At 66.8% G+C, this 23071-nt stretch carries 21 protein-coding genes; 8 read left to right on the forward strand and 13 right to left on the reverse strand.

All coding sequences use genetic code 11. The annotated features are described in order from the left end of the window. Nucleotides 1-2 precede the first annotated feature (2 nt). From KQ910_RS01860 to KQ910_RS01890, 7 genes are all read right to left on the reverse strand, one after another. Nucleotides 3-1205, reverse strand: a complete 1203-nt coding sequence (locus tag KQ910_RS01860) for a CaiB/BaiF CoA transferase family protein (RefSeq protein WP_216956585.1) — start codon at nucleotides 1203-1205, stop codon at nucleotides 3-5. 253 nt (nucleotides 1206-1458) lie between these two features. Continuing rightward, nucleotides 1459-2307, reverse strand: a complete 849-nt coding sequence (locus KQ910_RS01865) for a TauD/TfdA dioxygenase family protein (RefSeq protein WP_216956588.1) — start codon at nucleotides 2305-2307, stop codon at nucleotides 1459-1461. 81 nt (nucleotides 2308-2388) lie between these two features. Beyond that, nucleotides 2389-3531: an acyl-CoA dehydrogenase family protein gene (locus KQ910_RS01870; protein WP_216956590.1), complete on the reverse strand. Its 1143-nt coding sequence runs from the start codon at nucleotides 3529-3531 to the stop codon at nucleotides 2389-2391. A 15-nt stretch (nucleotides 3532-3546) separates the two neighbouring features. Continuing rightward, on the reverse strand, nucleotides 3547-4521 hold the full coding sequence (locus tag KQ910_RS01875) for a Bug family tripartite tricarboxylate transporter substrate binding protein (RefSeq protein WP_216956593.1): 975 nt from the start codon (nucleotides 4519-4521) through the stop codon (nucleotides 3547-3549). A gap of 76 nt (nucleotides 4522-4597) precedes the next feature. Beyond that, on the reverse strand, nucleotides 4598-5362 hold the full coding sequence (locus KQ910_RS01880) for a hypothetical protein (protein ID WP_216956596.1): 765 nt from the start codon (nucleotides 5360-5362) through the stop codon (nucleotides 4598-4600). Between the two features lie 13 nt (nucleotides 5363-5375). Beyond that, on the reverse strand, nucleotides 5376-6845 hold the full coding sequence (locus KQ910_RS01885; RefSeq protein ID WP_216956599.1) for a calcium-binding protein: 1470 nt from the start codon (nucleotides 6843-6845) through the stop codon (nucleotides 5376-5378). Between the two features lie 96 nt (nucleotides 6846-6941). Further along, nucleotides 6942-7826 carry a hypothetical protein gene (locus KQ910_RS01890; protein ID WP_216956602.1) on the reverse strand — a complete coding sequence of 295 codons (885 nt, stop codon included), beginning with the start codon at nucleotides 7824-7826 and terminating at the stop codon, nucleotides 6942-6944. 388 nt (nucleotides 7827-8214) lie between these two features. Here KQ910_RS01890 and KQ910_RS01895 point away from each other — a divergent pair, with 388 nt between their 5' ends. Then, nucleotides 8215-9933 (forward strand): dihydroxy-acid dehydratase domain-containing protein, encoded by a 1719-nt coding sequence (locus tag KQ910_RS01895; RefSeq protein ID WP_216956604.1) that lies wholly within the window; start codon nucleotides 8215-8217, stop codon nucleotides 9931-9933. A gap of 37 nt (nucleotides 9934-9970) precedes the next feature. Here KQ910_RS01895 and rutA read toward each other — a convergent pair whose 3' ends face one another. Continuing rightward, nucleotides 9971-11053, reverse strand: a complete 1083-nt coding sequence (gene rutA / locus KQ910_RS01900; protein WP_216956607.1) for a pyrimidine utilization protein A — start codon at nucleotides 11051-11053, stop codon at nucleotides 9971-9973. Between the two features lie 132 nt (nucleotides 11054-11185). On the opposite strand from rutA, the gene KQ910_RS01905 reads away from it, so the two are divergent. From KQ910_RS01905 to hutC (KQ910_RS01925), 5 genes are all read left to right on the forward strand, one after another. Continuing rightward, nucleotides 11186-11992: a phytanoyl-CoA dioxygenase family protein gene (locus tag KQ910_RS01905; protein WP_216956610.1), complete on the forward strand. Its 807-nt coding sequence runs from the start codon at nucleotides 11186-11188 to the stop codon at nucleotides 11990-11992. Nucleotides 11993-12017: 25 nt separating this feature from the next. After that, entirely contained in the window at nucleotides 12018-12980 is a 963-nt protein-coding gene (locus KQ910_RS01910) for an ABC transporter substrate-binding protein (protein ID WP_216956613.1), read from the forward strand. A gap of 236 nt (nucleotides 12981-13216) precedes the next feature. Further along, complete coding sequence (locus KQ910_RS01915; protein ID WP_216956615.1) at nucleotides 13217-13993, forward strand: ABC transporter permease; 777 nt, start codon at nucleotides 13217-13219, stop codon at nucleotides 13991-13993. After that, the gene (locus KQ910_RS01920; protein WP_216956618.1) at nucleotides 13990-14772 is read left to right on the forward strand and encodes an ABC transporter ATP-binding protein; all 783 of its coding nucleotides are present in this window, start codon (nucleotides 13990-13992) and stop codon (nucleotides 14770-14772) included. Before KQ910_RS01915 ends, KQ910_RS01920 begins: the two co-directional genes overlap by 4 nt. Nucleotides 14773-14779: 7 nt before the next feature. Continuing rightward, nucleotides 14780-15505: a histidine utilization transcriptional repressor HutC gene (hutC, locus tag KQ910_RS01925; protein ID WP_216956620.1), complete on the forward strand. Its 726-nt coding sequence runs from the start codon at nucleotides 14780-14782 to the stop codon at nucleotides 15503-15505. On the opposite strand, the gene KQ910_RS01930 is transcribed toward hutC (KQ910_RS01925), so the two are convergent. The 5 genes from KQ910_RS01930 to hutI all read right to left on the reverse strand — a co-directional run bounded on the left by KQ910_RS01930 (nucleotide 15490) and on the right by hutI (nucleotide 20949). Beyond that, on the reverse strand, nucleotides 15490-15648 hold the full coding sequence (locus tag KQ910_RS01930) for a hypothetical protein (RefSeq protein ID WP_216956623.1): 159 nt from the start codon (nucleotides 15646-15648) through the stop codon (nucleotides 15490-15492). The genes hutC (KQ910_RS01925) and KQ910_RS01930 overlap by 16 nt on opposite strands. Nucleotides 15649-15691: 43 nt before the next feature. Continuing rightward, nucleotides 15692-16372, reverse strand: a complete 681-nt coding sequence (locus tag KQ910_RS01935; RefSeq protein ID WP_216956626.1) for a DUF1028 domain-containing protein — start codon at nucleotides 16370-16372, stop codon at nucleotides 15692-15694. Nucleotides 16373-16553: 181 nt separating this feature from the next. Continuing rightward, nucleotides 16554-18215 (reverse strand): urocanate hydratase, encoded by a 1662-nt coding sequence (gene hutU, locus KQ910_RS01940; RefSeq protein ID WP_216956629.1) that lies wholly within the window; start codon nucleotides 18213-18215, stop codon nucleotides 16554-16556. Beyond that, entirely contained in the window at nucleotides 18212-19753 is a 1542-nt protein-coding gene (hutH, locus tag KQ910_RS01945) for a histidine ammonia-lyase (RefSeq protein WP_216956631.1), read from the reverse strand. The genes hutU and hutH overlap by 4 nt, the downstream gene beginning before the upstream one ends. Next, nucleotides 19750-20949, reverse strand: a complete 1200-nt coding sequence (gene hutI / locus KQ910_RS01950) for an imidazolonepropionase (protein ID WP_216956633.1) — start codon at nucleotides 20947-20949, stop codon at nucleotides 19750-19752. The genes hutH and hutI overlap by 4 nt, the downstream gene beginning before the upstream one ends. A 30-nt stretch (nucleotides 20950-20979) precedes the next feature. On the opposite strand from hutI, the gene KQ910_RS01955 reads away from it, so the two are divergent. Beyond that, nucleotides 20980-22347 carry a formimidoylglutamate deiminase gene (locus KQ910_RS01955; RefSeq protein WP_216956636.1) on the forward strand — a complete coding sequence of 456 codons (1368 nt, stop codon included), beginning with the start codon at nucleotides 20980-20982 and terminating at the stop codon, nucleotides 22345-22347. Beyond that, nucleotides 22341-23063: a histidine utilization transcriptional repressor HutC gene (hutC, locus tag KQ910_RS01960; protein WP_216963491.1), complete on the forward strand. Its 723-nt coding sequence runs from the start codon at nucleotides 22341-22343 to the stop codon at nucleotides 23061-23063. Before KQ910_RS01955 ends, hutC (KQ910_RS01960) begins: the two co-directional genes overlap by 7 nt. Nucleotides 23064-23071: the final 8 nt, after the last annotated feature.

The raw sequence follows: 23071 nt of genomic DNA on the forward strand, positions 1-23071 counted from the left end.
GGCTACGCGGACGCCGCCTCGCCGATCGCCTTCGCGCCGAGCAAGGCCTCGATATCGGCCTCGCTGTAGCCGACTTCCACGAGGATCTCCCGCGTATGCTCGCCGAGCCGGGGCGGCAGGCGGCGGATGGCGGCCGGACTTTCCGAGAACCGCGCCGGCGGGCGGGCCTGCTGGATCGTGCCTTCCGTCGGATGCTCCAGCTTCTGGAACAGGCCGACGGCCTTCAGATGGGGCTGCTCGCCGACTTCCGTCATCTTGGCGAACGAGGCATGGGGAACGTCGATCTTGAGCAGCAGCGCTTCCCATTCCGCAGTGGTCCGCTCGAGGGCGATCTTGTTCATGCGCGCATAGATCGCGTCGATGTTGGCCGCCCGCTTGATCGGGTCGCGAACGGAAAACTCCTCGATGCACTCGGGATGGCCGACCGTCTCGAAGAAGGTGCACCAGTTCTCGCCGGAATAGGGAAGCATCGTGAGCCAGCCATCCTTGGTCTTCACCGGACGGCGTTCCTTCACCCTCTTGTATCCCGAGGGTCCGATCGGCGGCACGAAGGCGTGGCCGCCCAGCATCTCGATGCTGTTGAAGGCCGCAACGGTCTCCAGCATCGGCACTTCCACGAGCTGGCCCTTGCCCGTGCGCTCCCGATAGACCAGCGCGGCGGCCACGGCGCCGGCGAGCGCCAGCCCGCAGAGCTTGTCTCCGACCAGGCTCGGCACGAAGGCCGGCTCGTCGTCCGTGCCGATCGCCGAGGCGAGGCCGGAGGCCGCCTGCACGATCTCGTCGAACGCCGGCCGCTTGGCCCACGGCCCGTCCTGGCCGAAGCCCGTGGCGGCCGCGTAGATGATCCTGGGGTTGAGCGCCTTGCAGGCCTCGTATCCGAAGCCGAGCCTCTCCAGCGCGGCGGGACGGATGTTCGTCACGAGCGCATCCGCCTTGGCGATGAGACGTCGAAGCACCTCGACGCCGCCGGGAGTCTTGAGATCGACCGCCACGCTGCGCTTGTTGCGGTTGGCGGCCATGAACTGCCCGCTCATGCCGCGGTTCCGGAACTGGCCGGTGTAGCGCCATTGGTCGCCGGTAAGCCCCTCGACCTTGATGAGATCGGCGCCCCAGTCGCCCAGCGTCTGCGCGCCAAAGGGCCCGAAGAGTACGGTCGTGAGGTCCAGAATACGAATGCCGGCGAGCGGTCCGGTAGCCTCGGTCATGGCAAATCCCGCGAATGGTCGGTGCGACGTCTCAGATAGACAAGCGCAGGGCGCAACGAAAGTGCGCCCAACCGATCATCGAAATGCAATAGCGGCAGAGGTCGCTTTGCCGCACGGAGCGGGCGTCTCGAAGAAAGCAAAGGATCCCTCACTGCGTTCGGGATGACACTGCTTTTTTCACGGGCACGCCTGCGCCAATTTCAACACTCGTGTCATCCCGAACGCAGTGAGGGATCCTTGCCTAGTGACCCGCTCACACCGGGTTCGTCGGACCCGAGGTCAGGCGCCGCATGTGCCGCCGCATGCCGTGATAATCGTTGATGGCATTGTGCATCGCGCGCCGGTTGTCCCAGACCGTGAGTGTGCCGGGCTTCCAGTGGACGCGGCAGGTGAATTCGGGCCGCGTCGCATGCGCCTGCAGCCAGTCGATCATCGGCTTGCTCTCCTCGGGAGTCATGCCCTCGAAGGCGACGGTGTGGCCGATGCTGCAGTAGATCGCCTTCTGGCCGGTCTCCTCGACCGTGCGCACGATCGGATGCACCGCCTCGAAGGAATCGGCGTCCTCGGTGCCGGTGATCTTCATGCCGCCGACCACCGAATGGTGCGCCTTGCGGCCGCCGAGATGCTTGAGGCCAGCGCTGTTCACGCCCTTGAGCGAGCCCAGCATCTCCTTCATGCGATCCGACAGGCTCTCGTAGGCCGCGACCATGTCGCAATAGAGCGTGTCGCCGCCCCGCTCCGGCGTCTCCAGCGCATAGAGCAGCGTCGCGAGCGGCGGGGTCTTCATGTAGGTCGTGTCGGAATGCCAGCCGCCGCCGAAATTGCGCTTCTCGGACGGCTCCTTGACGATGTCGAACAGGAACGGGAAGTCGTCCATGCCCTTCACGAAGGGATAGTGGTTGGGCTCGCCGAAGCGCGCGCCGACATCCATCAGGTCCTGCGGCGACAGTTCCTGGTCGCGGATCGCAATCACCTTGTAGTCGAGGAACGCCTGGTGGACCTGAGCCCAGTCGTGATTGTCCATGGAGCGCAGGTCGACACCGGTCACCTCCGCGCCCAGCGAGCCGGCGATCGGCGTCACGGTGATGCTGTTGCGGGTCATGGCGGCTCCTGATGTTCGCGGCTTTGGCTCGGGACGATTAAAGACCCGCCTGCCCGGCACGACAATGGCTTCCGTGCGACCTCAGCTCTTGAAACCGAGATCGCGGGCGATGATGTTCTTCTGGACCTCGCTGGTCCCCTCGCCGATCACGTAGACGAGCGCGTCGCGATGGATGCGGCCCACCGGATACTCGCGCATGATTCCGGCGCCGCCGTGAATGCGGATCGCCTGTTCGCTCACCGAAACAGCCGTCTCGCTCGCGATGAGCTTCACGCGCGCCGCGGTCGCTGAGTCCAGCGTGTTCTGGTCGACCCGCCAGGCGCCGTAATAGACGAGCCAGCGGGCCGCCTCGATCTGCGCCGACATCTCGGCAAGCTTGTGCGCGATGGCCTGGTAGTCGCCGATGCGCTTGCCCGCGACCAGCCGTTCCTGGGCATAGGCGGTGGCGGCGTCGAAGGCCGCGCGCGCCATCCCGAGCGCGTTGGCCGCGACCCCGACCCGGTTCTCGCTGAGAGAATCGAGGATCACGGGATAGGTGCCGAGCCGCTCTCCCAGGACACAGTCATCGGGGACGAACACGTCCTCGATGTGGATCAGGCCGGTCTCGGAGGCGCGGATGCCTTCCTTCCGGAGCTTGCTGATCTCCATGCCCTTCGCCGGCAGCTCCACGATGAAGAGGCTGATCGCGTCACCCCGGAGTTCGGGCGAGGTGCGGGCCGCCACCAGCAGGAAATCGGCGATGGGCGCATTGGTGATGTAGAGCTTGCTGCCGTTCAGCTTCCAGCCGCCCGCGACGCGATCCGCGCGCGTCTTCAGTCCGCGGATGTTGGAGCCGCCATCGGGTTCGCTGAGGGCGAAGCCTGCGATCTTCCGTCCGGCGACGGCCGGACGAAAGAAGCGCTCGCGCTGCGTGGGCGTGCCGGCCTTCCAGATGGGCCAGATCCCGAGATGGCTGTGCGCCGACCAGCTCGAGGCGAAGCCCTGGCTCATGTAGCTCAGCTCCTCGCGGACGATGCAGTCGCTGACCTTGTCCAGTCCGCTGCCGCCGTCGCTCTCCGGATACCGGACTCCGAGAAGGCCGAGCTCTCCCCAGCGCGCGAACACCTCGCGCGGCAGGGTCTCGTTCTCCTCGGCCGCCACGACCAGTCCGCGATGCTCCGCCTCGCACAGGCGGCGCACCGTGTCGCGCACCGCGACGTGCTGCTCCGAAAAGGAGAAATCCATGACGTCCGCTATCCTTCACTCGAGCTTGAGGTTCAGATCCTTCACCATCGTCGTCCAGACCTGGAGCTGGTCCTTCTGATAGGCGACGACCTGCTGCCGGGTCGACGGCGTGGGTACCAGCGCGCTGTCGAGAAGCCTGGTCCTGATCGCGTCGTTCTCGAGGACCTTTACGAATTCCCTATTGAGCCGGTCCTGGATCGCGTCGGGCGTTCCGGCCGGTGCGACGAGGGCCCACCAGCCGTCCATGACCGGCGGCGTGGCGAGGCCGCTTTCGGCGAAGGTCGGCACGTCGGGCAGCAGCAGGTAGCGCTTTGCCGCCGGCACGCCGACCGGGCGGACCTTGCCGGCGCGGATCATGGCGAGCGATGCGGGCACATCCGCCACCATGATCTGCACATGCCCGCTGATCAGGTCGGCGAGAGCCGGCGGAGTCGACTTGTAGGGAACGTGCGTCATGTCGAGCTTGTGCGCGTTCTTGAAGTAGCCGCCGTAGGCGATCCCGCCGGTGTTGCCGCTCGCGTAGTTGTACTTGCCCGGATTGGCCTTGATGAGCGCAACCAGTTCGCCTGCCGTCTTCGCGGGGACGTCGTTGTTGACCAGCAGGACGTAGTTCACCGACGCGACCAACGTGATGTAGGTCAGGTCCTTGACCGGATCGTAGCGCACGCCGCTGGTGAGGCCGCCCGGACTGGCGGCGAGGCCCGAGTTGGTCAGGAGCCCGAGCGTGTATCCGTCCGGCGGCGATTGCACGACCAGCTCGGTGCCGAGCGTCGTGTTGTTGCCGGGCTTGTTCTCGATGAGGATCGGCTGGCCCAGCGCCTGGGTCAGGGGCTCGGCGAGGATGCGCGCGAGAATGTCGCTGCCGGATCCGGGACCGAACGGAACGATCAGCCGGATCGGCTTGCTTGGATAGGGCTGCGCGGACGCGCCTCCCACCTGCAGAACAGCCACTGCCGCAGCCAATACGGCAAACCAGCGAAAGATCTTCATGATTTTTTCCTCCCGATCGTTTTCGTGTTTCTTGCTTTCCTTGTAGCACCGCAGCGGCAGCCTGGCGCTGCCCGACCTACGTGAACCTGTACTGCCTCTGGAAGAATGCCGAGTGCACGCCGCCGGCGGGCGGCCGGGCCGCAATATGCTGCGTGACGTGAGCGTCCCCGGACCCGTTGCCCGCTACCATGAGCATGACGTGATCGACGGGAATGGTACCCAGGACCTGCTTCTGCAGCAGTTCCTCGAAGATGGCCTCCGGCTCGCCTTCCGGAACGGAAATCCAGTAGCGCAGCGCATTCAGCATGCTCCTGGTGCGGGGATCGTAGGCTTCGACGTCGCCGGCAACGTAGTGCGTTCCGAGGGTGCCGATCCGGGCAATGCAGATGGGTTCGCCGGCGGCCGACGGATCCTCCGCGCTGTGATCGGTGTGCAGCCCATGCGGCTGGGGCACGGTGAATTTTCCGAAGGCGTAGTGGCCCTTACGGTATCGCGCCGACGGGAACAGGACCTCAATCATCCGGTCGACGTCGTCGTTGTAGAGTCGTGCGTAGTCGGCCAATCGTTCGGCAGGACCGTTCACAGGTCTTTCCGCGAGCCATCGGTCATCGACATATTCCGTGGTGACGCCGTCGAAGCGGCGCGCCTGTCGGGTGATGTCGTCGGCCGCTTCCCTGGCAAAGCGCGCGAGCGGGATGGGCACTCGCGTCTGCGCCTCGCGATCGCTGAAATTCGAATGCAGCCGGTCGATCACGGACCACTGGTCACGGGAGAACCGGAGAGGCTCCAGGACCCCGAGCGTAGGCCCCAGGGCGGCCCACGCCTCGTGGAGCATTTTCATGCCCGGGCGACGGTCAGACGATCAGGAAATCGGAAGCGACCAGCACCGGCGCGCCCGTGAGCGTCGCGAACTGGGACGCACCGCCAGCCGCGGCGCCATTGATGTCGAAGAACAACGCCCCGGTCGTCGGTCTATAGACGATTTGCGGGCCGGCGCCCGTGGCCGCTCCGATCGCGAACTGCGCAGGATCCAGCTCCCCGAGCGACAGACCGGTGAAGTAATCGGTCTGGTTGATCTCGATCGTGTCGGCGCCGGAGACAAAGTCAGCAATCACGTCCCGATTGGTGTTGCCACCGTGCGGCGAATCGAAGACGAACGTGTCGTTGCCCGCGCCTCCGGCAAGCTGATCGGTATTGGCGCCGCCGTTCAAGCGGTCGGCACCGTCTCCGCCCTGGAGCGTGTCGCGGCCGCTGCCGGCCAACAGGACATCGTCTCCATCACCGCCTCTCAGCGTGTCGTTGAAGCCGGACCCGAACAGCACGTCGTCGTTCACCGATCCGGTGATGCTGATCCTCGACGTCAGACCGGCGTCGCGGATCTCGACGGAGTTCTGGCCGCTGACCCCGGCGGTGAAATCAAGCGTCCCTCCCGCGTCGCGAAGGGAGATGGAGATCCGCGTGTCCGGGGCGGCCTGGTCGGCCGTGTACGCTACGAACGACGCAAACTGCGCGACCGACCCGCTGACGAAGCCATAGTAGGTATCGAGCGTCTCGACATGGCTGAGCTCGAACTGACCCAGATCCGCTGAAGAGACGGTGTCGTTGCCGTCGCCTCCATTCACTCTCCCCGTGCTCGTGCTGGAGCCGTCGAGCCTGATCGTATCGTTGCCATTGCCGCCGTAGATGATGGCACTCGCACCGTTGGTCGTTATCGTATCGTCGCCATCCCGGCCATTGAGCTGATCGTTACCGGTACCGCCGCGCAGCTCGTCATCGCCGACGCTGCCGAAAAGCTGATTGTCCAGGTCGTTGCCGCCGAGCGTGCGCCCCGTCGATCCATAGACCCACAAGGTCTCGATTTCCTGGCCGGCGGCCAGGGTGAAGTTGACGGAACTGTAGAGGACATCGCTGCCACCACCGGCAGCCTCCACGACCAAGTCGCCAGTGTCGTCGACATAGTAGATGTCGTCGCCCGATCCACCGATCATCGTGTCGGGTCCGGCACCGCCCTTCAGCGTGTCGTTGCCGCCTTCGCCCTCGAGCGTATCGTTGCCGACGCCACCGATGATCTCGTTGTCGAACTCGTTGCCTGTCAGTTCGAGGCCGATCGCTGCGAAGGCGCGCAGATACTCGATCTCCTCGCCCGCTCCCAACTGGTAGCTGGCACTGGCATAGACCGTATCGGTTCCACCGCCAGGCGCTTCCACGACTTCATCTTCCGCCTGGTCGACGAAGTAGATGTCGTTGCCGAGGCCTCCGATCAGCGTGTCGATGTCGGTGAAGCTCTTCAGGCGATCATCGCCGATTGTTCCAGTCTTGATCATGCGAAAAGATTACCACGATTCGAAGGGGGTGTACCGCCCTCACGAAAAAGAGAGGGCCACAAGGGCCCTCTCTTGCCTTTGGATGGTCGGAGTTGCCTACCAGAAGCGCGTCGAGCCGAGGAACGAAACCGACGTCCGCTCGTCGCGGTGGCGGGCGCCGAGGGAGGCGCCGGCACACGCGGCCGCACAACCGATCGCCAAGGTCGCCGCGGCCAGGAAAGCGGCGATGATCGCGGTCTTGCGGGCGGCTTCCGCGGCATCCCGGGCTTTCTGCTCGGCGGCCTTCAGGTCGGCATAGGTCTCGTCGACCCGCTTCTCGGCGTCGGCCTGGGGCATGCCGGTCTGCTCGGAAACGATCCGCGCCAGGTAGGTGCGGTCACGGGCGTCGAGCTGCGGGTTCGTAAGCCCTGCCGCAAAGACGCGGGCGATCGGCGCCTCGAGATCGGCGCGCGAACGCGGCGTGACCGGGTTCGCACGGACGGCGGCAGCGCCGGCCGTGGCATCCGTGCCAGCCGCCGCCGGAGCCGGGGCGGCAGGAGCCGGAGTGCCGGCGGGCGCCGGCGCCAGCAGCCGGTCGATCGCGTAGTCGGTCGGGCGAAGCGAAAGCTGACCCAGGGCCGGATTGGACGCAGCACCGGCTGTGCCCGCTGCGGCAATGGCCGTGGTCGCCTTGCCGGCCGCCGATACGACCGCGCCGACCCCGGACGCGGCCAGCGCCGCGCCCAGCAGCACGCCCAGAGACCAGACGCCAAAACCATGGGCGCCGTCTCGGAAATGCATCTCCACCTCGTCGGTGGTGCGCCACGGGGTCCGCATACGGCCCGCGATGTAACCGCCGGACGCAAAGCTCGCGACCATGACGAGGGCGAGATAGACCGCAGCCGCGATGGCCGCACCCTTCGCCGAGATGCCCGCATAGGGGTATGGCGACACCACGCTCAGCCCGAGTGCGGAACCGAAGGCCAGCAGGACGATGGACATCGCCGCGGCACCGAGGGCGCCGAGAATGACGGGTCCCCAATCAAGGTAGCGAAGGGGGGCGTTATCGACGGGAATCGCTGCGGGAACCGCAGTTGTGGTGGCGATGGCCATTAGCGGTACTCCTACCGAAGTCCGAGAAAGGACAGGACGAACATGACCACGACGACCAGACCGACCAGGTAGATGATGCCATTCATGAATTATCTCCTCAGTTGAGGAGCGGAACGCCGATCCTGCGCGCAAGTTCCACACGCGCCACCGATGTAATTGGCGATGGTGCGTACGGCACCAGTCTCGGCGCCCCGATGTTCCGCCTCGCGAGGGACTTCACATAGCCGGAGCCGGGGGCCAGTGGTTAAAGTACGGCACAAAACCGAATGGATACGGGATGAAAAAAGACAGCAGCACCTTCTGGAAGAAGTCGCGTGTGGAACTTCGGGCCGCCGGCTTCGAGCCCGACAAGACCGCGCAGACCAGCGCCGTCGTCACGATCGCCAGCGCCTACACCAACGCCCATCGCTGCAACAACCGGGTTCGCACCATCGGCGACCTGCTGGTCGAGCTGCTGGCCGAGCGCGGCGGAAGCGGGCTGATCGTCGGTGCGCCTGCCGTGTCCGATGCACTGACCCAGGGGACGCCCACCGCCGGCTACAGCCTCGTGTCGCGCGATGTCGTGGCCGACTGCTTCGAGATCGGCCATTACGCCCATCACGGCGATGCGATGATCGTCATCTCGGGTTGCGACAAGACCGGCGCCGCCGCGCTGATGCCGCTCGCCCGCACCAATGCGTTCGGGCTCGTCCTCTATCCCGGCACCAGCTCGCCCGGCCGCGTCTCGTTCGGGGCGTGGGCCTCGAAGGGCAACAACCTCACCATCATGGACTATGTCGAGGGCCGCGCCGCCAACGAGGCGGGTCGTATCTCGGGCGAAGAGCTGCTCGAACTCGAAAGCAACGTCATGCCCGGCAGCGGCACCTGCGGCGCGATGTTCACCGCCAACACGATGAGCACCATCGCCGAGGCGATGGGCATGATGCTGCCGCGCGGCGCCTCGCATCCGGCCGATTACAAGGCCGGCAGCGACATCCATGCCGACGTGCGCGCCCAGGCGAAGGCGTCGGTCGACGCGCTCTATGCGCTGATGGCGGCCGGCATCCGCCCGCGCGACATCATGACGGAGAAGGCCTTCGAAAACGCCATCACGACGGTCTATGCGATGGGCGGCTCGACCAACATGTATCTTCACCTGCTGGCGGTCGCGCGCGAGGCGCAGGTGCCGATCACCATCGAGCGCATCCAGCAGGTCGGCGAACGCGTGCCGCTGATCTGCAACCTGCAGCCGCACGGTCCCTATGCGATGGTGAGCCTGCACGAGATCGGTGGCGTGCCGATCGTGATGAAGGAGCTGCTGCGCCACGGTTTCCTGCATGGCGACGTCATGACCGTCACCGGCAAGACGCTGGCGGAAAATCTCGCCTCGGTCCCTACTCTCGAAGAGCTGGGAAAGCAGGACATCGTCGTACCCGTGTCGAAGCCCTCGGCGCCCGCGAACAACCATATCAGCGTCCTGAAGGGCAACCTCGCACCCGAAAGCTGCCTGCTGAAGCTCAGCGGCAAGACCCTGGAGAAGGGCGAGTTTCGCGGCACCGCGCGCGTGTTCGAATCCGAGGCCGACACGATGAAAGCCATTCGCGCCGGAGAGATCGTTCCCGGCAACGTCGTCGTGGTGCGCAATGTCGGGCCCGTGGGCGGGCCGGGCATGCCCGAAATGGTGATGCTCACCATCCAGCTTCAGGGGCGCGGCCTCGGTGAGGACGTCGCCCTGATCACCGACGGCCGCTTCTCGGGCGTCAGCCACGGCATCCTGATCGGCCACATCTCACCGGAAGCGGCGCGCGGCGGTCCGATCGCGGCAGTGCGCGACGGCGACACGATCGTCATCGATCCCGTCGCCCGCACCCTGAATCTCGAAATCTCCGACGAAGAGCTGGCCCGCCGCATGGCCGACTGGCGCCCGCCCGACGCCGCCGACCGTCCGCGCCCCGGCTCCGTGCACGACAAGTACACCAAGCTGGTCTCGTCCGCGCATTACGGGTGTGTGGTTTAACAATGGAGCGCGCCACTCCGGTGGCGCGCTGCGATGATCACGACGCCGCGGCCGCGAACTTCATGCGGCTCTTCATCAGCGGCTGGATGCGCTGGCCGAACTGCTCGATGCCGATGATGAAGTCGTCGAAGGTCAGCATCACGCCGGCCAGCCCGTCGATCTCGGCCATCTCGTCGAGCAGGCGCGCGATCGTGGCGTAGGAGCCGATCAGGCGCGAGCCGTTGTTGGGCAGCGGCTCGCGGCGGCGGATGCGGCCGGCCGTCGAGTTGGCCGCCGCGAGCTTGTCGGAGGCCGCCTGGTCGGAGCGCCAGTCGATCGCGTCGAGGTCGACACCGGCCTTGTAGTGTTCCCACTTGGCCATCGCCGCTTCGTCGGTCTCGTCGGCGATGATCATGGTGAGAGCCAGCGCCTTCACGTCGCGACCGGCGGCGGCACAGGCGGACTTCAGCCGGCCAACCGCCTCGGCGCAGTCGCGCGGATCGTTGGCCTCGCCCTGGCCGCTGCAAAAATTATAGGTGCAGTGGCCGGCCGCGAACGTCATGCCGGCATCGCTGGTGCCCGCCGAGATCAGCTTGATCGGCCGCGACGGCAGCGGCGAGAGCCGGCAGTCGTTCATGGTGAAGTAACTGCCCTTGAAGTCGGAACGGCCGGTCTCCCACAGCTCCTTCATCACCGTCACGTACTCGGTGACCATCTCGTAGCGATGCTTGAAATGCTCCTCGCCCGGCCACAGGCCCATCTGGTCGTACTCGGCCTTCTGCCAGCCGGTGACCAGGTTCACGCCGAAGCGCCCCTTCGAGATGCTGTCGATCGTCACCGCCATGCGTGCGGTGATGGCCGGCGGCAGGGTCAGCACCGCGACCGTCGCGATCAGGTCGATACGCGTCGTCACTGCCGCGAGGCCCGCCATCAGGGTGAAGGATTCGAGATTGTCGTCCCAATGCCGCGACTTGCCGCCGAAGCCGCGCAGCTTGATCATCGACATGGCGAAGTCGAACCCGTAGCGCTCGGCGCGCTGCACGACCTCGCGGTTGAGGTCGAAGCTCGGCGTGTATTGCGGCGAGGTCGACGAGATCAGCCAGCCATTGTTCCCGATGGGAATGAACACGCCGATTTCCATGCGCACCTGCCTTTGATGCCCGACAGGCAGCAAGCGCCATGCCAGCGGGGCGCGGCGGGGCCGGGTCGAAACTTCCGCAAAATGGCACAGAATCTGCTGACTCGACCTGTATAGACAGGCTACAGGCTAGGCATGGAAACCGAACGGACAGTGCAGGAAGCGGACGACGCGGCGCGGTATCGACAGGACGGCGCCATCGTCCTGCGCGGCGTCTTCGACGCCTGGGTCGAGCCGCTGCGCGTCGGCATCGCTGCGCTGATGGCCGATCCCAGCCCGCTGGAACGGACGGTTCGCCCGGCCGACGGTTCGGCGCCCTTCTTCCAGGACCTCTGCAACTGGCAGCGCATCCCGGAGTTCGAGGCCTTCGTCCACAAGTCGCCGGCGGCCAAGATCGCCGCCCGCCTGATGGGCTCACGCACCGCCCGCTTCTTCCATGACCATGTGCTCGTGAAACAGCCCGGCGGCAGCACCGTGACGCCTTGGCACCAGGACCAGCCCTATTACTGCGTCGAGGGCCAGCAGAGCGTCAGCTTCTGGATCCCGCTCGATCCCGTCCCGCGCGACGTCGTGATGGAATGCATCAAGGGCTCGCACACCTGGGGCAAGGGCTTCCGGCCCATGCGCTTCGACGGCACCCGGCTCTACGCCAACGACGACTTCGAGGTGATGCCCGACATCGAGGCAATGCGTCCCACGCTCGACATCGCGGGCTGGGACATGCAGCCGGGCGATGCCATCGCCTTCAATTTCCGCACCGTTCACGGTGCGCCGGGCAACCACTCGCCGCGCGCGCGCCGCGTCTTCTCGGCGCGCTGGGTCGGCGACGACGCGGTGTTCGCCCAGCGGGCCGGCAGGACCTCGCCCCCCTTCCCCGATCTCGGGTTGCACGACGGCGATCCGCTCGATGTCCCGATATTCCCCGTCGTCTATCGTTCGTAACAGTCACCTCAAACGGAGCTCATCAATGGCCAAGTTCACAGCATTTGCCGCCGTCGTCGCGGCAGCCGCCGTCGCCGGCGGCGCCTCGATCGCCCAGGCGCAGGACACAAAGGTCGCCATCGGCATCTCCGGCTGGACCGGCTTCGCGCCGATTACGCTCGCCAAGGAAGCCGGCATCTACAAGGCCAACGGCCTCGACGTCACGATCAAGAAGATCCCGCAGAAGGACCGTCACCTCGCGATCGCCTCGGGCGACCTGCAGTGCGCCGCGACCACGGTCGAGACCTGGATCGTGTGGAACGCCAACGGCATCGCCACCACCCAGCTCTTCAAGATGGACCAGGGCATGGGCTCGGACGGCATCGTCGCCCGCAACGACATCACCAAGGTCGCGGACCTCAAGGGCAAGACCGTCGCCGCCTCGGCGCCCGGCACCAACCCGCACTTCACCCTGGCCTGGATCCTGAAGAAGAACGGCATGTCGCTGAAGGACGTGAAGCTCGTGACGCTGGAGCCGGCGCCCGCGGCCAACGCCTTCGTCACCGGCAAGGACCTCGACGCCGCCGTCACCTACGAGCCCTATCTCAGCCTGGTGCGCGACAAGCCCGAGACCGGCAAGCTGATCGCCGATTCGCTGCAGTACCCGATGGTGTTCGACTCTTTCGGCTGCACGCCGAAGTTCATCAAGGAGAACCCGAAGGCGGTGAAGGCTCTCACCGAGAGCTACTTCCAGGCCCTCGAGATGATCGAGAAGGACAAGCAGAAGGCCTTCACGATCATGGGCGCCGACGTGAAGCAGACGGCCGAGCAGTTCGAGAAGTCGCAGTCCAAGATCAAGTGGGCGGACCGCGAAGCCAACAAGAAGTTCTTCAACGGCGAGATCCAGGCCTTCAACAAGGAAGCGGCGGAGCTGCTTCTCGAGATCGGCGTGATCAAGGCCAAGCCGGACAACATGGATACGTTGTTCGACACGACGTACATCAAGTAACGATCCGTCTCGCCCCGTCGTCGACGGGGTAAGCCGCCCATGGCCTCGAGGGCCTTGGCGCTCACGTAGCGAAGGAAGCAAAGGATCCCTCGCTACGCTCGGGATGACACCTTTTTCGGAATCGGCGCACGGCGCCAGTTCCAGCAACAGTGTCATCCCGAACGAAGTGAGAGATTCTTGGATCATATGGGATCGCCCCACCGTCACCGGGGGCAGAAGATTTTGAGTAGAGCCGCATGAAACTGCTGGTTCCCGTCAAGCGGGAGAATCGCATCGTCCTGGGCGTGGCGTTCTTCATCGCTTTTGTCGCGCTCTGGTCCCTGGTCACCTGGACCGGCGCCGTCCCGAAGCACTTCCTTGCCTCGCCGTGGCAAACGGTTGCTTCGGGGTGGGACCTCTTCGCCACCCAGGGATTCAGCAACGATGTCGGCATGACCATCTGGCGCGTCGTCGGCGGCTTCGTGCTCGCCGCCGTCATCGCCGTGCCGCTCGGCATCGCGATGGGCGTCTACAAGCCGATCGAAGCCTTCTTCGAGCCCTTCGTTTCCTTCGCCCGCTACCTGCCGGCCTCGGCCTTCATCCCGCTGCTGATCCTGTGGGTCGGCATCGGCGAGGCACAGAAGCTCACCGTCATCTTCATCGGCTGCTTCTTCCAGCTCACCCTGATGATCACCATGATCGTGAGCGGCACGCGCCGCGACCTGGTCGAGGCCGCCTATACGCTGGGCTGCAAGGATACCGGCGTGATCCGCCGCGTGGTTCTTCCCGGCGCCGCGCCCGACATCGCCGAGGCGCTGCGCCAGGTGCTGGGGCTGGGCTGGACCTACATCATCGTCGCCGAGCTGATCGGCGCCTCGTCGGGCATCGGTCACATGATCACCGACAGCCAGGCGCTGATGGCGACCGACCACATCATCGCGGGCATCGTGGTGATCGGCCTGGTCGGCCTGCTTTCCGACGTGGCGTTCAAGAAGGTGAACCAGCACCTCTTCTCGTGGAGTCTGCTGCGATGAGCCGGCTTTCGATCCGCGGGGTTTCGAAGATATTTCCCGGTCACCGGCGCAACATGCCACCGACGCAGGCTCTACTGCCGGTCGACCTCGAGGTGGGCGACAACGATTTCATCACCGTGCTGGGGCCCTCGGGCTGCGGCAAGTCCACACTGTTGAGGCTCGTCGCCGGGCTGGAAACGCCGACGACCGGCGAGATCCAGCTCGACGGCACCAACATCGTGGGCGCCGGCGCCGATCGCGGCGTGGTGTTCCAGAGCTACACGCTCTTTCCCTGGCTGAACGTCCGCCAGAACATCTGCTTCGGCCTGCGCGAAAAGGGCATGAAGCTCTCCGAGCAGCGCGAGATCAGCGACCGCTTCATCGCCCAGGTCGGCCTGCGCGGCTTCGAGGATCATTTCCCCAAGCAGCTTTCCGGCGGCATGCAGCAGCGGGTGGCGATCGCGCGTGCGCTGGCCAACGACCCCAAGATCCTGCTGCTCGACGAGCCGTTCGGCGCGCTCGACAACCAGACCCGCGTGCTGATGCAGGAGCTGCTGCTCGGCATCTGGGAGCAGGCGCAGAAGACGGTCATGTTCATCACCCACGACATCGACGAGGCCATCTTCATGGCCAGCCGCGTCGTCGTGTTCAGCGCCCGGCCCGGCCGCATCAAGACCGAGCTGGCCGTCGATTTACCCCACCCGCGGCATTACACGGTCAAGACGACGCCCGAGTTCATGGCGCTGAAGGCCCGACTCACCGAGGAGATCCGGGTCGAAGCCATCGCCGCGGATCACTGAGGGACCGATGGCCTCGACCGCGCTCTATCAACAGGTCGGGGACTATATCGTCCGCCACATCCAGGACGGTACGTGGCCGCCCGGTCATCGGCTGCCCTCCGAACACGATCTGGTGGCGCGGTTCGGCATGTCACGCATGACGGTGAACCGCGCCCTGCGCGATCTCGCCCAGCAGGGGCGCATCGTGCGCGTGGCCGGTGTCGGCAGCTTCGTCGCCGAGGAAAAGCCGCAGTCGACCCTGCTGCATATCGCCAGCATTGCCCGGGAGGTTCGCGATCGCGGCCATGACTATCGCTGCGCCCTCATCGCCGCAGAGCGTATCGCGGCCGCCGCCGACGTCGCGGCCTGGCTCGACCTGCGTCCGGGACAGACTGTCTTCCATTCGGTGTGCCTTCACCTCGAAAACGAGGTGCCGGTCCAGTTCGAGGATCGCTACGTCAACCCGCAACACGCGCCGGATTTCCTTGCCCAGGATTTCAGTGAAGTGCCGCCGGGCGAGTACCTTGTGCAGAACGTGCCGTTCGACGAAATCGAGCATGTCGTAGATGCCGTGCTGCCAACTGCCGAGCAGGCGCACCATCTGCAGATCGAGGCGTCCGAACCCTGCCTCATGCTGACGCGGCGCACGTGGACACGGACGGTGCCTGTCACGATGGTGCGCTGCCTGCATCCGTCTTCACGATACCGGCTGGGATGCCGCTTCGACGCGGTGGGAAATCAGCGGCTGGGCTGAACGGCGGCGGCCGTATGCGCGGCCCAGGAACGCGAGGCCTGCTGCGCCCAGAGCGCCCGCTTCATCTCCGCTGCCAGCCGCTCGCGCGCGGCATTGTCGGCGGCTTCGGCCAATTCTGCAGGAGGGAGAGGATCGCGGGGCATGCGAACCGAACGCCCGCGCCCGCCAAATAGTTGCAGAGTTCGGTCAACTCTTCCCGAGTTTCATGCCCGGCGGCGGCACCGCCGCCTCCGGATCGACGGCGCGGATCACGTAGGCATGGGCTTCGGGCTCGTATTTCTCCCAGAGGCGGGCCAGCTCGGCGATCGGCCGGGCATGGTCGTCGGCGCGCAGGTCGACATAGGGAAAGGACTCCCGGTCGACCACGAGCAGGGCGGCCGAGGTCACCGGCTGGAACTCGCCGCCCGCGTCCTCGCCGGCCGCGAGCGCATCGAGCAGTCGGCGCGCCAGCGGCTGGTCCGGCTGCGCCTCGAATGCGCTCACCATGGCCTGCGGCAGGGTCGCTGATCGCACGATGTTGGCAATGGAGGCGCAATCCCGGCCCTGCGCCTCGCCGCGCTCGGCACGGACATTGGCGCCGGAATAAACGGCGGTGCGGCCGGCCGCATCGATCAGCGCCAGTTGCCGCCAATGTCGGTGCGGCGTCGCCGCGACCACGGCCTGCATCGCCTCCGGTGCCGAGAACCCGTGGGCGAGCAGGTCGAGCGCCAGCGGCCCCAGCCGGGGATCGGTGCGATGCTGGGTGAGCGCCGCCCCGACGCCGGCCCGCGCATGCGAACAGCGCGAGCCGACCGAGATCGATGAGGTGGTCACGACCGCTCCCAGCATCCCGGTGCGGGCACAGCGTCCGACGAGCGAGAAGGTCATGTGCTGCTCCGCGGTTTGTTTGTCTCAAGTTGACCGACCCTACCTCATCCTGAGGAGGCCACGGAGTGGCCGTCTCGAAGGATGGGCAACGGAAGCGGTGCTCGTGCCCACCCTTCGAGACGCTCTCTACGTTCGCTCCTCAGGGTGAGGACTTTGTTGATAGCTCGCTATCACGCTCGCTCTAAAGACTCGGCAGGTTGAGCCCCTTCTCGCGGGCGCAGTCGATGGCTTCCTGGTAGCCCGCATCGGCGTGGCGCATGACGCCGGTTGCCGGGTCGTTCCACAACACCCGCTCGACGCGCTTGCCCGCTTCCGGCGTGCCGTCGCAGACGATCACCATGCCGGCATGCTGGGAGAAGCCCATGCCGACGCCGCCGCCATGATGCAGCGACACCCACGTCGCGCCCGAAGCGCAATTGAGCAGGGCGTTGAGCAGCGGCCAGTCCGACACGGCATCGGAGCCGTCCTTCATCGCCTCGGTCTCGCGGTTGGGGCTGGCGACCGAACCCGAATCGAGATGGTCGCGGCCGATCACGATCGGCGCCTTGAGCTCGCCCCTGGCCACCATCTCGTTGAAGGCGAGCCCCAGGCGATGACGGTCGCCGAGGCCGACCCAGCAGATGCGCGCCGGCAGGCCCTGGAACTTGATCTTCTGGCGCGCCATGTCGAGCCAGTTGTGGAGATGCTTATTGTCGGGCAGCAGCTCCTTCACCTTCTCGTCGGTGCGGTAGATGTCCTCGGGATCGCCCGACAGCGCGGCCCAGCGGAACGGCCCGACGCCGCGACAGAACAGCGGCCGGATATAGGCCGGCACGAAGCCCGGGAAGCTGAACGCATCGGCCACGCCCTCTTCCAGCGCCATCTGGCGGATGTTGTTGCCGTAATCGACCGTCGGCACGCCCAGCTTGTGGAACTCGAGCATCGCGCGGACATGGCCCGCCATCGACTGCTTCGCCGCCTTGGCGACGCCGGCCGGATCGCTGGTGCGCCTGGCCTCCCAGTCGGCAAGCGTCCAGCCCCTGGGCAGATAGCCGTTCACCGGATCGTGCGCCGACGTCTGGTCGGTGACGCAGTCGGGCCGCACGCCACGGCGCAACAGCTCGGGCAGGACATCGGCGGCATTGCCCAGCAGGCCGACCGAGACGGCCTTCTTCTCGGCCACCGCCCTGGCGATGATCTGCAGCGCGTCGTCGAGATCCTTGGCCTGGACGTCGAGATAGCCGGTACGCAGGCGGAACTCGATGCTGCTGGGGCGGCATTCGATGGCGAGGCACGAGGCGCCCGCCATCGTCGCGGCGAGGGTCTGTGCCCCGCCCATGCCGCCGAGGCCCGCCGTCAGGATCCAGCGGCCCGCGAGGCTGCCGCCGTAATGCTGGCGCGCCATCTCGACGAAGGTCTCGTAGGTGCCCTGCACGATGCCCTGGCTGCCGATGTAGATCCACGAGCCGGCCGTCATCTGGCCGTACATCATGAGCCCCTTGCGATCGAGCTCGTTGAAATGCTCCCAGGTCGCCCAGCGCGGCACGAGGTTGGAATTGGCGATCAGCACCCTCGGCGCATCGGCATGGGTGCGAAACACGCCCACCGGCTTGCCCGATTGCACGAGCAGCGTCTCGTCGGCTTCGAGCTTGCGCAGCGAGGCCACGATACGGTCGAAGCTCTCCCAGTCGCGCGCGGCGCGGCCGATGCCGCCATAGACCACGAGCTCGCCCGGCTTCTCGGCGACGTCGGGATCGACATTGTTCATCAGCATGCGCAGCGGCGCCTCGGTCAGCCAGCTCTTGGCCGTAAGCTCGGTGCCATGCGGTGCCCGGATGGTGCGGGCATTGTCGATACGGTTCATGGTGTCTCCTGAAGCGCGGGCAGGAAGCCGCTGCCGATGGTTGCGACGATCGTGCCATTCGCGACGAGCGCGGTGGCCTTTTCCATGTCGGGGTGGAAGTGGCGGTCGTCCTCCAGATGCGGCACCTCGCGCCGTAGCCGCTCGCGCACCGCTTCGAGCGGCGGGCTGGAGGCCAGCGGCCGGTGGAAGTCGCAGCCCTGCGCGGCCGCCAACAGCTCGATGCCGATCACCGAGGAAAGGTTGGCCGCCATGTCGAGCAGCCGGCGCGCGCCGTGCGCGGCCATCGAGACATGGTCTTCCTGGTTGGCCGAGGTCGGGATCGAATCGACGCTGGCGGGATAGGCGCGCTGCTTGTTCTCCGACACCAGCGCCGCCGCCGTCACCTGCGGGATCATGAAACCGGAGTTGAGGCCGGGCCGCGGCGTCAGAAAGGCCGGCAGGCCAGAGAGCGCCGGATCGACCAGCATGGCGATGCGGCGCTCTGCCAGCGAGCCGATCTCGCACAGCGCCAGCGCGATGATATCGGCGGCGAAGGCCACGGGCTCGGCGTGGAAGTTGCCGCCCGACAGCGCTTCCTCGGGATCGGTGAAGATCAGCGGGTTGTCGGTGACGCCGTTGGCCTCGGTCGCCAGCGTGGTCGCCGCCTGCCGCAGGATGTCGAGTACGGCGCCCATCACCTGCGGCTGGCAGCGCAGGCAATAGGGATCCTGCACCCTCTCGTCGCCGACCAGATGCGAGGCGCGGATCGCCGAACCGGTCATCAACCCGCGCAGCGCGTCCGCCGCGGCGATCTGCCCGCGGTGACGACGCAGCGCATGGATGCGCGGATCGAAGGGCGCATCCGAGCCGCGCGCGGCGTCGGTCGAGAGGGCGCCCGTCACGAGCGCCGCGCCATAGAGGTTCTCCGCCTCGAACAGGCCGGCCAGGGCATAGGCGGTCGAGAACTGCGTACCGTTCAGCAGCGCGAGACCTTCCTTTGCGCCGAGGACGAGCGGCCGAAGCCCCGCATCGCCCAGCGCCTTCTCGGCCGGCACGACCTTGCCGTCGACCAGGAAGGAGCCGACGCCGATCATCGCCGCGCTCATATGGGCGAGCGGTGCGAGATCGCCCGAGGCGCCGACCGATCCCTGGCAGGGCACGACCGGCGTCAGGCCCTCGGCCAGCAGCGTTTCCAGCAGACGCACCGTCGCCGGCTGGACGCCCGACGCGCCCTGCGACAGGCTGCCGAGCTTCAATGCCATCATCAGGCGCACGACCGGCACGGGCATCGGCGCGCCGACGCCGGCGGCATGGCTGAGCACGATGTTGCGCTGCAGGGTCTGCAGGTCGGCGGCCTCGATGCGGACGCTCGCCAGTTTTCCGAAGCCCGTATTGATGCCGTAGACGGGCTGGCCCTTCGCGAGGATGGACGAGACCGCCCGCGCCGACGTCTCGATCGCCTCGTAGGCGGCCGGGTCGAGGCTCACCGTCGCGCCACGATAGATGTCGCGCCAGGCCGAAAGAGGAACGGTGCCGGGCGTGAGTACGATCGCCTTCATTTGCCCCTCCAGACGCGTGCGAACAGCGGATTGAAGCCCATCCGGTAGACCAGCTCGGCCGGGCGCTCGATGTCCCAGATCGCGAGGTCGCACCATTTGCCCGCTTCGAGCGTGCCGGCGCTGTCGAGACAGCCCAGCGCCCGCGCCGCCTCGCGCGTCACGCCGGCCAGGCATTCGTCGACCGTGAGCCGGAACAGGGTCGCGCCCATGTTCATCGCCAGCAGCAGCGAGGTGAGCGGCGAGGTGCCGGGATTGCTATCCGACGCGAGCGCGATTTTCACGCCGTGCCGACGCAACAGCTCGACCGGCGGCTTGTGCGTCTCGCGCACGAAATAGAACGCGCCGGGCAGCAGCACGGCCACGGTGCCGGCTCTGGCGAGGGCGCTCACGCCCTGCTCGTCGACATGTTCGAGATGATCGGCCGAGAGTGCACCGTAGCGGGCCGCGAGGCTCGCGCCGTGCAGGTTGGAGAGCTGCTCGGCATGCAGCTTGACGCGCAGGCCCTTTGCCTTCGCCGCCTCGAACACGCGTTCGATCTGTTGCGGCGTGAAGGCGATGCCCTCGCAGAAGCCGTCGACCGCATCGGCCAGTCCGGCCTTGGTGACGGCCGGCAGCATCTCGTGGCAGACCGCCTCGATATAGGCATCCTTGTCGCCCTTGGCTTCCGGCGGCAGCGCGTGGGCGCCGAGAAACGTCGTCTGCACCGAGAGAGGCCGCATCTCGCCGATGCGCCGCGCCGCGCGCAGCGACTTCATCTCGGTGGGCGTGTCGAGCCCGTAGCCCGACTTGATCTCCAGCGTCGTCACGCCTTCGGCGATCAGCGTGTCGACGCGCGGCAGTGCCCCGGCGACCAGCTCGTCTTCGGTCGCCGCGCGGGTCGCCCGCATGGTCGACACGATGCCGCCGCCGGCCCGCGCGATCTCCTCGTAGCTGGCGCCGGCCAGCCGCAACTCGAACTCATGCGCGCGATTGCCGCCGTAGACGATGTGGGTGTGGCAATCGACCAGGCCGGGCGTGATCCAGCGGCCGGCGCAATCGATGGTCTCGGCGGGGTCGAGCGACGGCGCGTCCGCTTGCGCGCCGGCAAACAGGATGCGGCCGTCGCGAGCGGCGACGATGCCGTCTTCGACGATCCCCAGCCCCTCGCCCGTCAGGGTCGCGAGGCGTGCGTTCTTCCAGAGGCGGTCACATTGCATGGCGGCCTTATTATGACTATACATAATAATATGTCCAGAACCGCCCTCTGGTTTCGCTCCCTGCTCCTGCCCGAAGGCTGGACCGACGACGTGCGCCTCGTCCTGGCCGACGGCCGCATCGAAACCCTGGTGAAGGGCGCTCCAGCCGAGGCGGGCGACGAACGGCACGAGATCGGCCTGCCCGGCCTGCCCAACCTGCACAGCCACGCCTTCCAGCGCGGCATGGCGGGCCTCACCGAGCAGCGCGGCGCCACGGCAGACAGCTTCTGGACCTGGCGTGAGGCCATGTATCGCTTCGTCGACCATATGGGACCCGAGGAGGTCGAGGCGATCGCCGCGCAGGCCTTCCTGGAGATGCTCGAAAGCGGATTCACCCGCGTCGGCGAATTCCACTACGTGCATCACGATCCGAATGGAGCGCCCTATGCCGACATCGCCGAGCTGGCGGTGCGGGTCGCGGCGGCGGCGGGCGAGACCGGCATCGCGCTGACGCTGCTGCCCGTCTTCTATCGCCATGCCGGCTTCGGCGGCCTTCCCGCATCACCGGGCCAGCGGCGCTTCGTCAACGATATCGACCGCTACGGACGCCTGGTCGAAGCCAGCCGCAAGGCCGTGTCCTCGCTGCCCGGCGCGGTGGTCGGCATCGCGCCGCACAGCCTGCGCGCAGCGACGCCGGAAGAGATCGCGGCGATCCTGCTGCTCACCGACGGCGGCCCCGTCCACATCCATGTCGCCGAGCAGACGAAGGAGGTCGAGGATTGCCTCGCCTGGTCGGGCCAACGGCCGATCGAGCTGTTGCTCGATCGCCTGCCGGTCGACGAACGCTGGTGCCTCGTCCATGCGACGCATGTCACCGACGCCGAGAGTCAGGGCATCGTGACGCGCGGGGCGACGGTGGGCCTGTGTCCCATCACCGAGGCCAATCTCGGCGACGGTCTCTTTCCCGCGCAATCGTTCATGGCGCGTGGCGGCCGGTTCGGCGTCGGCTCGGACTCCAATGTCCTGATCGACGCCGCCGAGGAGCTGCGCCTTCTCGAATACGGCCAGCGGCTGTCCCTGCGCACCCGCAACGCGCTAGCCCGGGCCTCGACGCCGTCGGTGGGACGCAGCCTGTTCGATGCCGCTCTCGCCGGCGGCGCACAGGCGCTCGGAGCACCATCGACGCTCGCCGTTGGACAGCCGGCCGATCTCGTGAGCCTGAAGGCCGACGATGCGGCACTCACGCATCGGCGTCACGACCGCTGGCTCGATGGCTGGATTTTCAGCGGCGGACGGCAGGCCGTGGATTGCGTCTGGTGCGCGGGCAACAAGCTCGTGACCGGCGGGCGGCACATTCATCGCGACGCGATCGGCCGGCGCTACCGTCTGGCGTTGCACAAAGTGTTGCACCCATCGTGACCGCCGCCGCACCGTCTCTTCACCAGAAGATCCTGGGCGACCTGCAGGGCAAGATCCTGTCGGGGAAGCTGGCGCCGGGTGCGCGCATCGCCACCGAGCACGAGCTGGCCGAGGCCTATGATTGCTCGCGCATGACGGTGAGCAACGTGCTGGCCAAGCTCGCCCGCGCCGGGCTGGTCGAGCGCCGCCGCAAGGCCGGCACCTTCGTGACGCGGCCGCAATCGCAGGCGGCGGTGCTGGAGATCCACGACATCAAGGCAGAGGTGCTGGCGCTCGGCCGGCCCTACCGGTTCGAGCTGGTCTCGCGCGCCACGAGGCTCAGCACGGCAGCCGATCGGGCGCGGTTCGACACGAAGTTGGCCGGCCGAGTCCTCGTACTGGTTGTGCGCCACTTCGCCGGCGCGAAAGTCTTCTGCCTCGAAGAACGCCTGATCAATCTCGATTCGGTGCCGCAGGCGGCCGAGGAAAGCTTCCAGGACGTGCCGCCCGGCCGATGGCTGCTCGACAGCGTGCCCTGGACGGCGGCGGAGCATCGGATCAGCGCCAGCAATGCTCCGGCATCCGTGGCCGCGTCACTGTCGGTCCGCTCCGGCACCGCCTGCCTGATCGTCGAACGCCGCACCTGGCGCGCCGCCCTGCCCGTCACGCACGTGCGCCTCACCTATCCGGGCGATTTCCACCAGCTCGTGGCCCGGTTCACGCCAACCTCGGCCTGAGCGGATCG

Origin of the sequence: Reyranella humidisoli (genome assembly GCF_019039055.1) — a bacterium.
Lineage (GTDB): Bacteria > Pseudomonadota > Alphaproteobacteria > Reyranellales > Reyranellaceae > Reyranella > Reyranella humidisoli.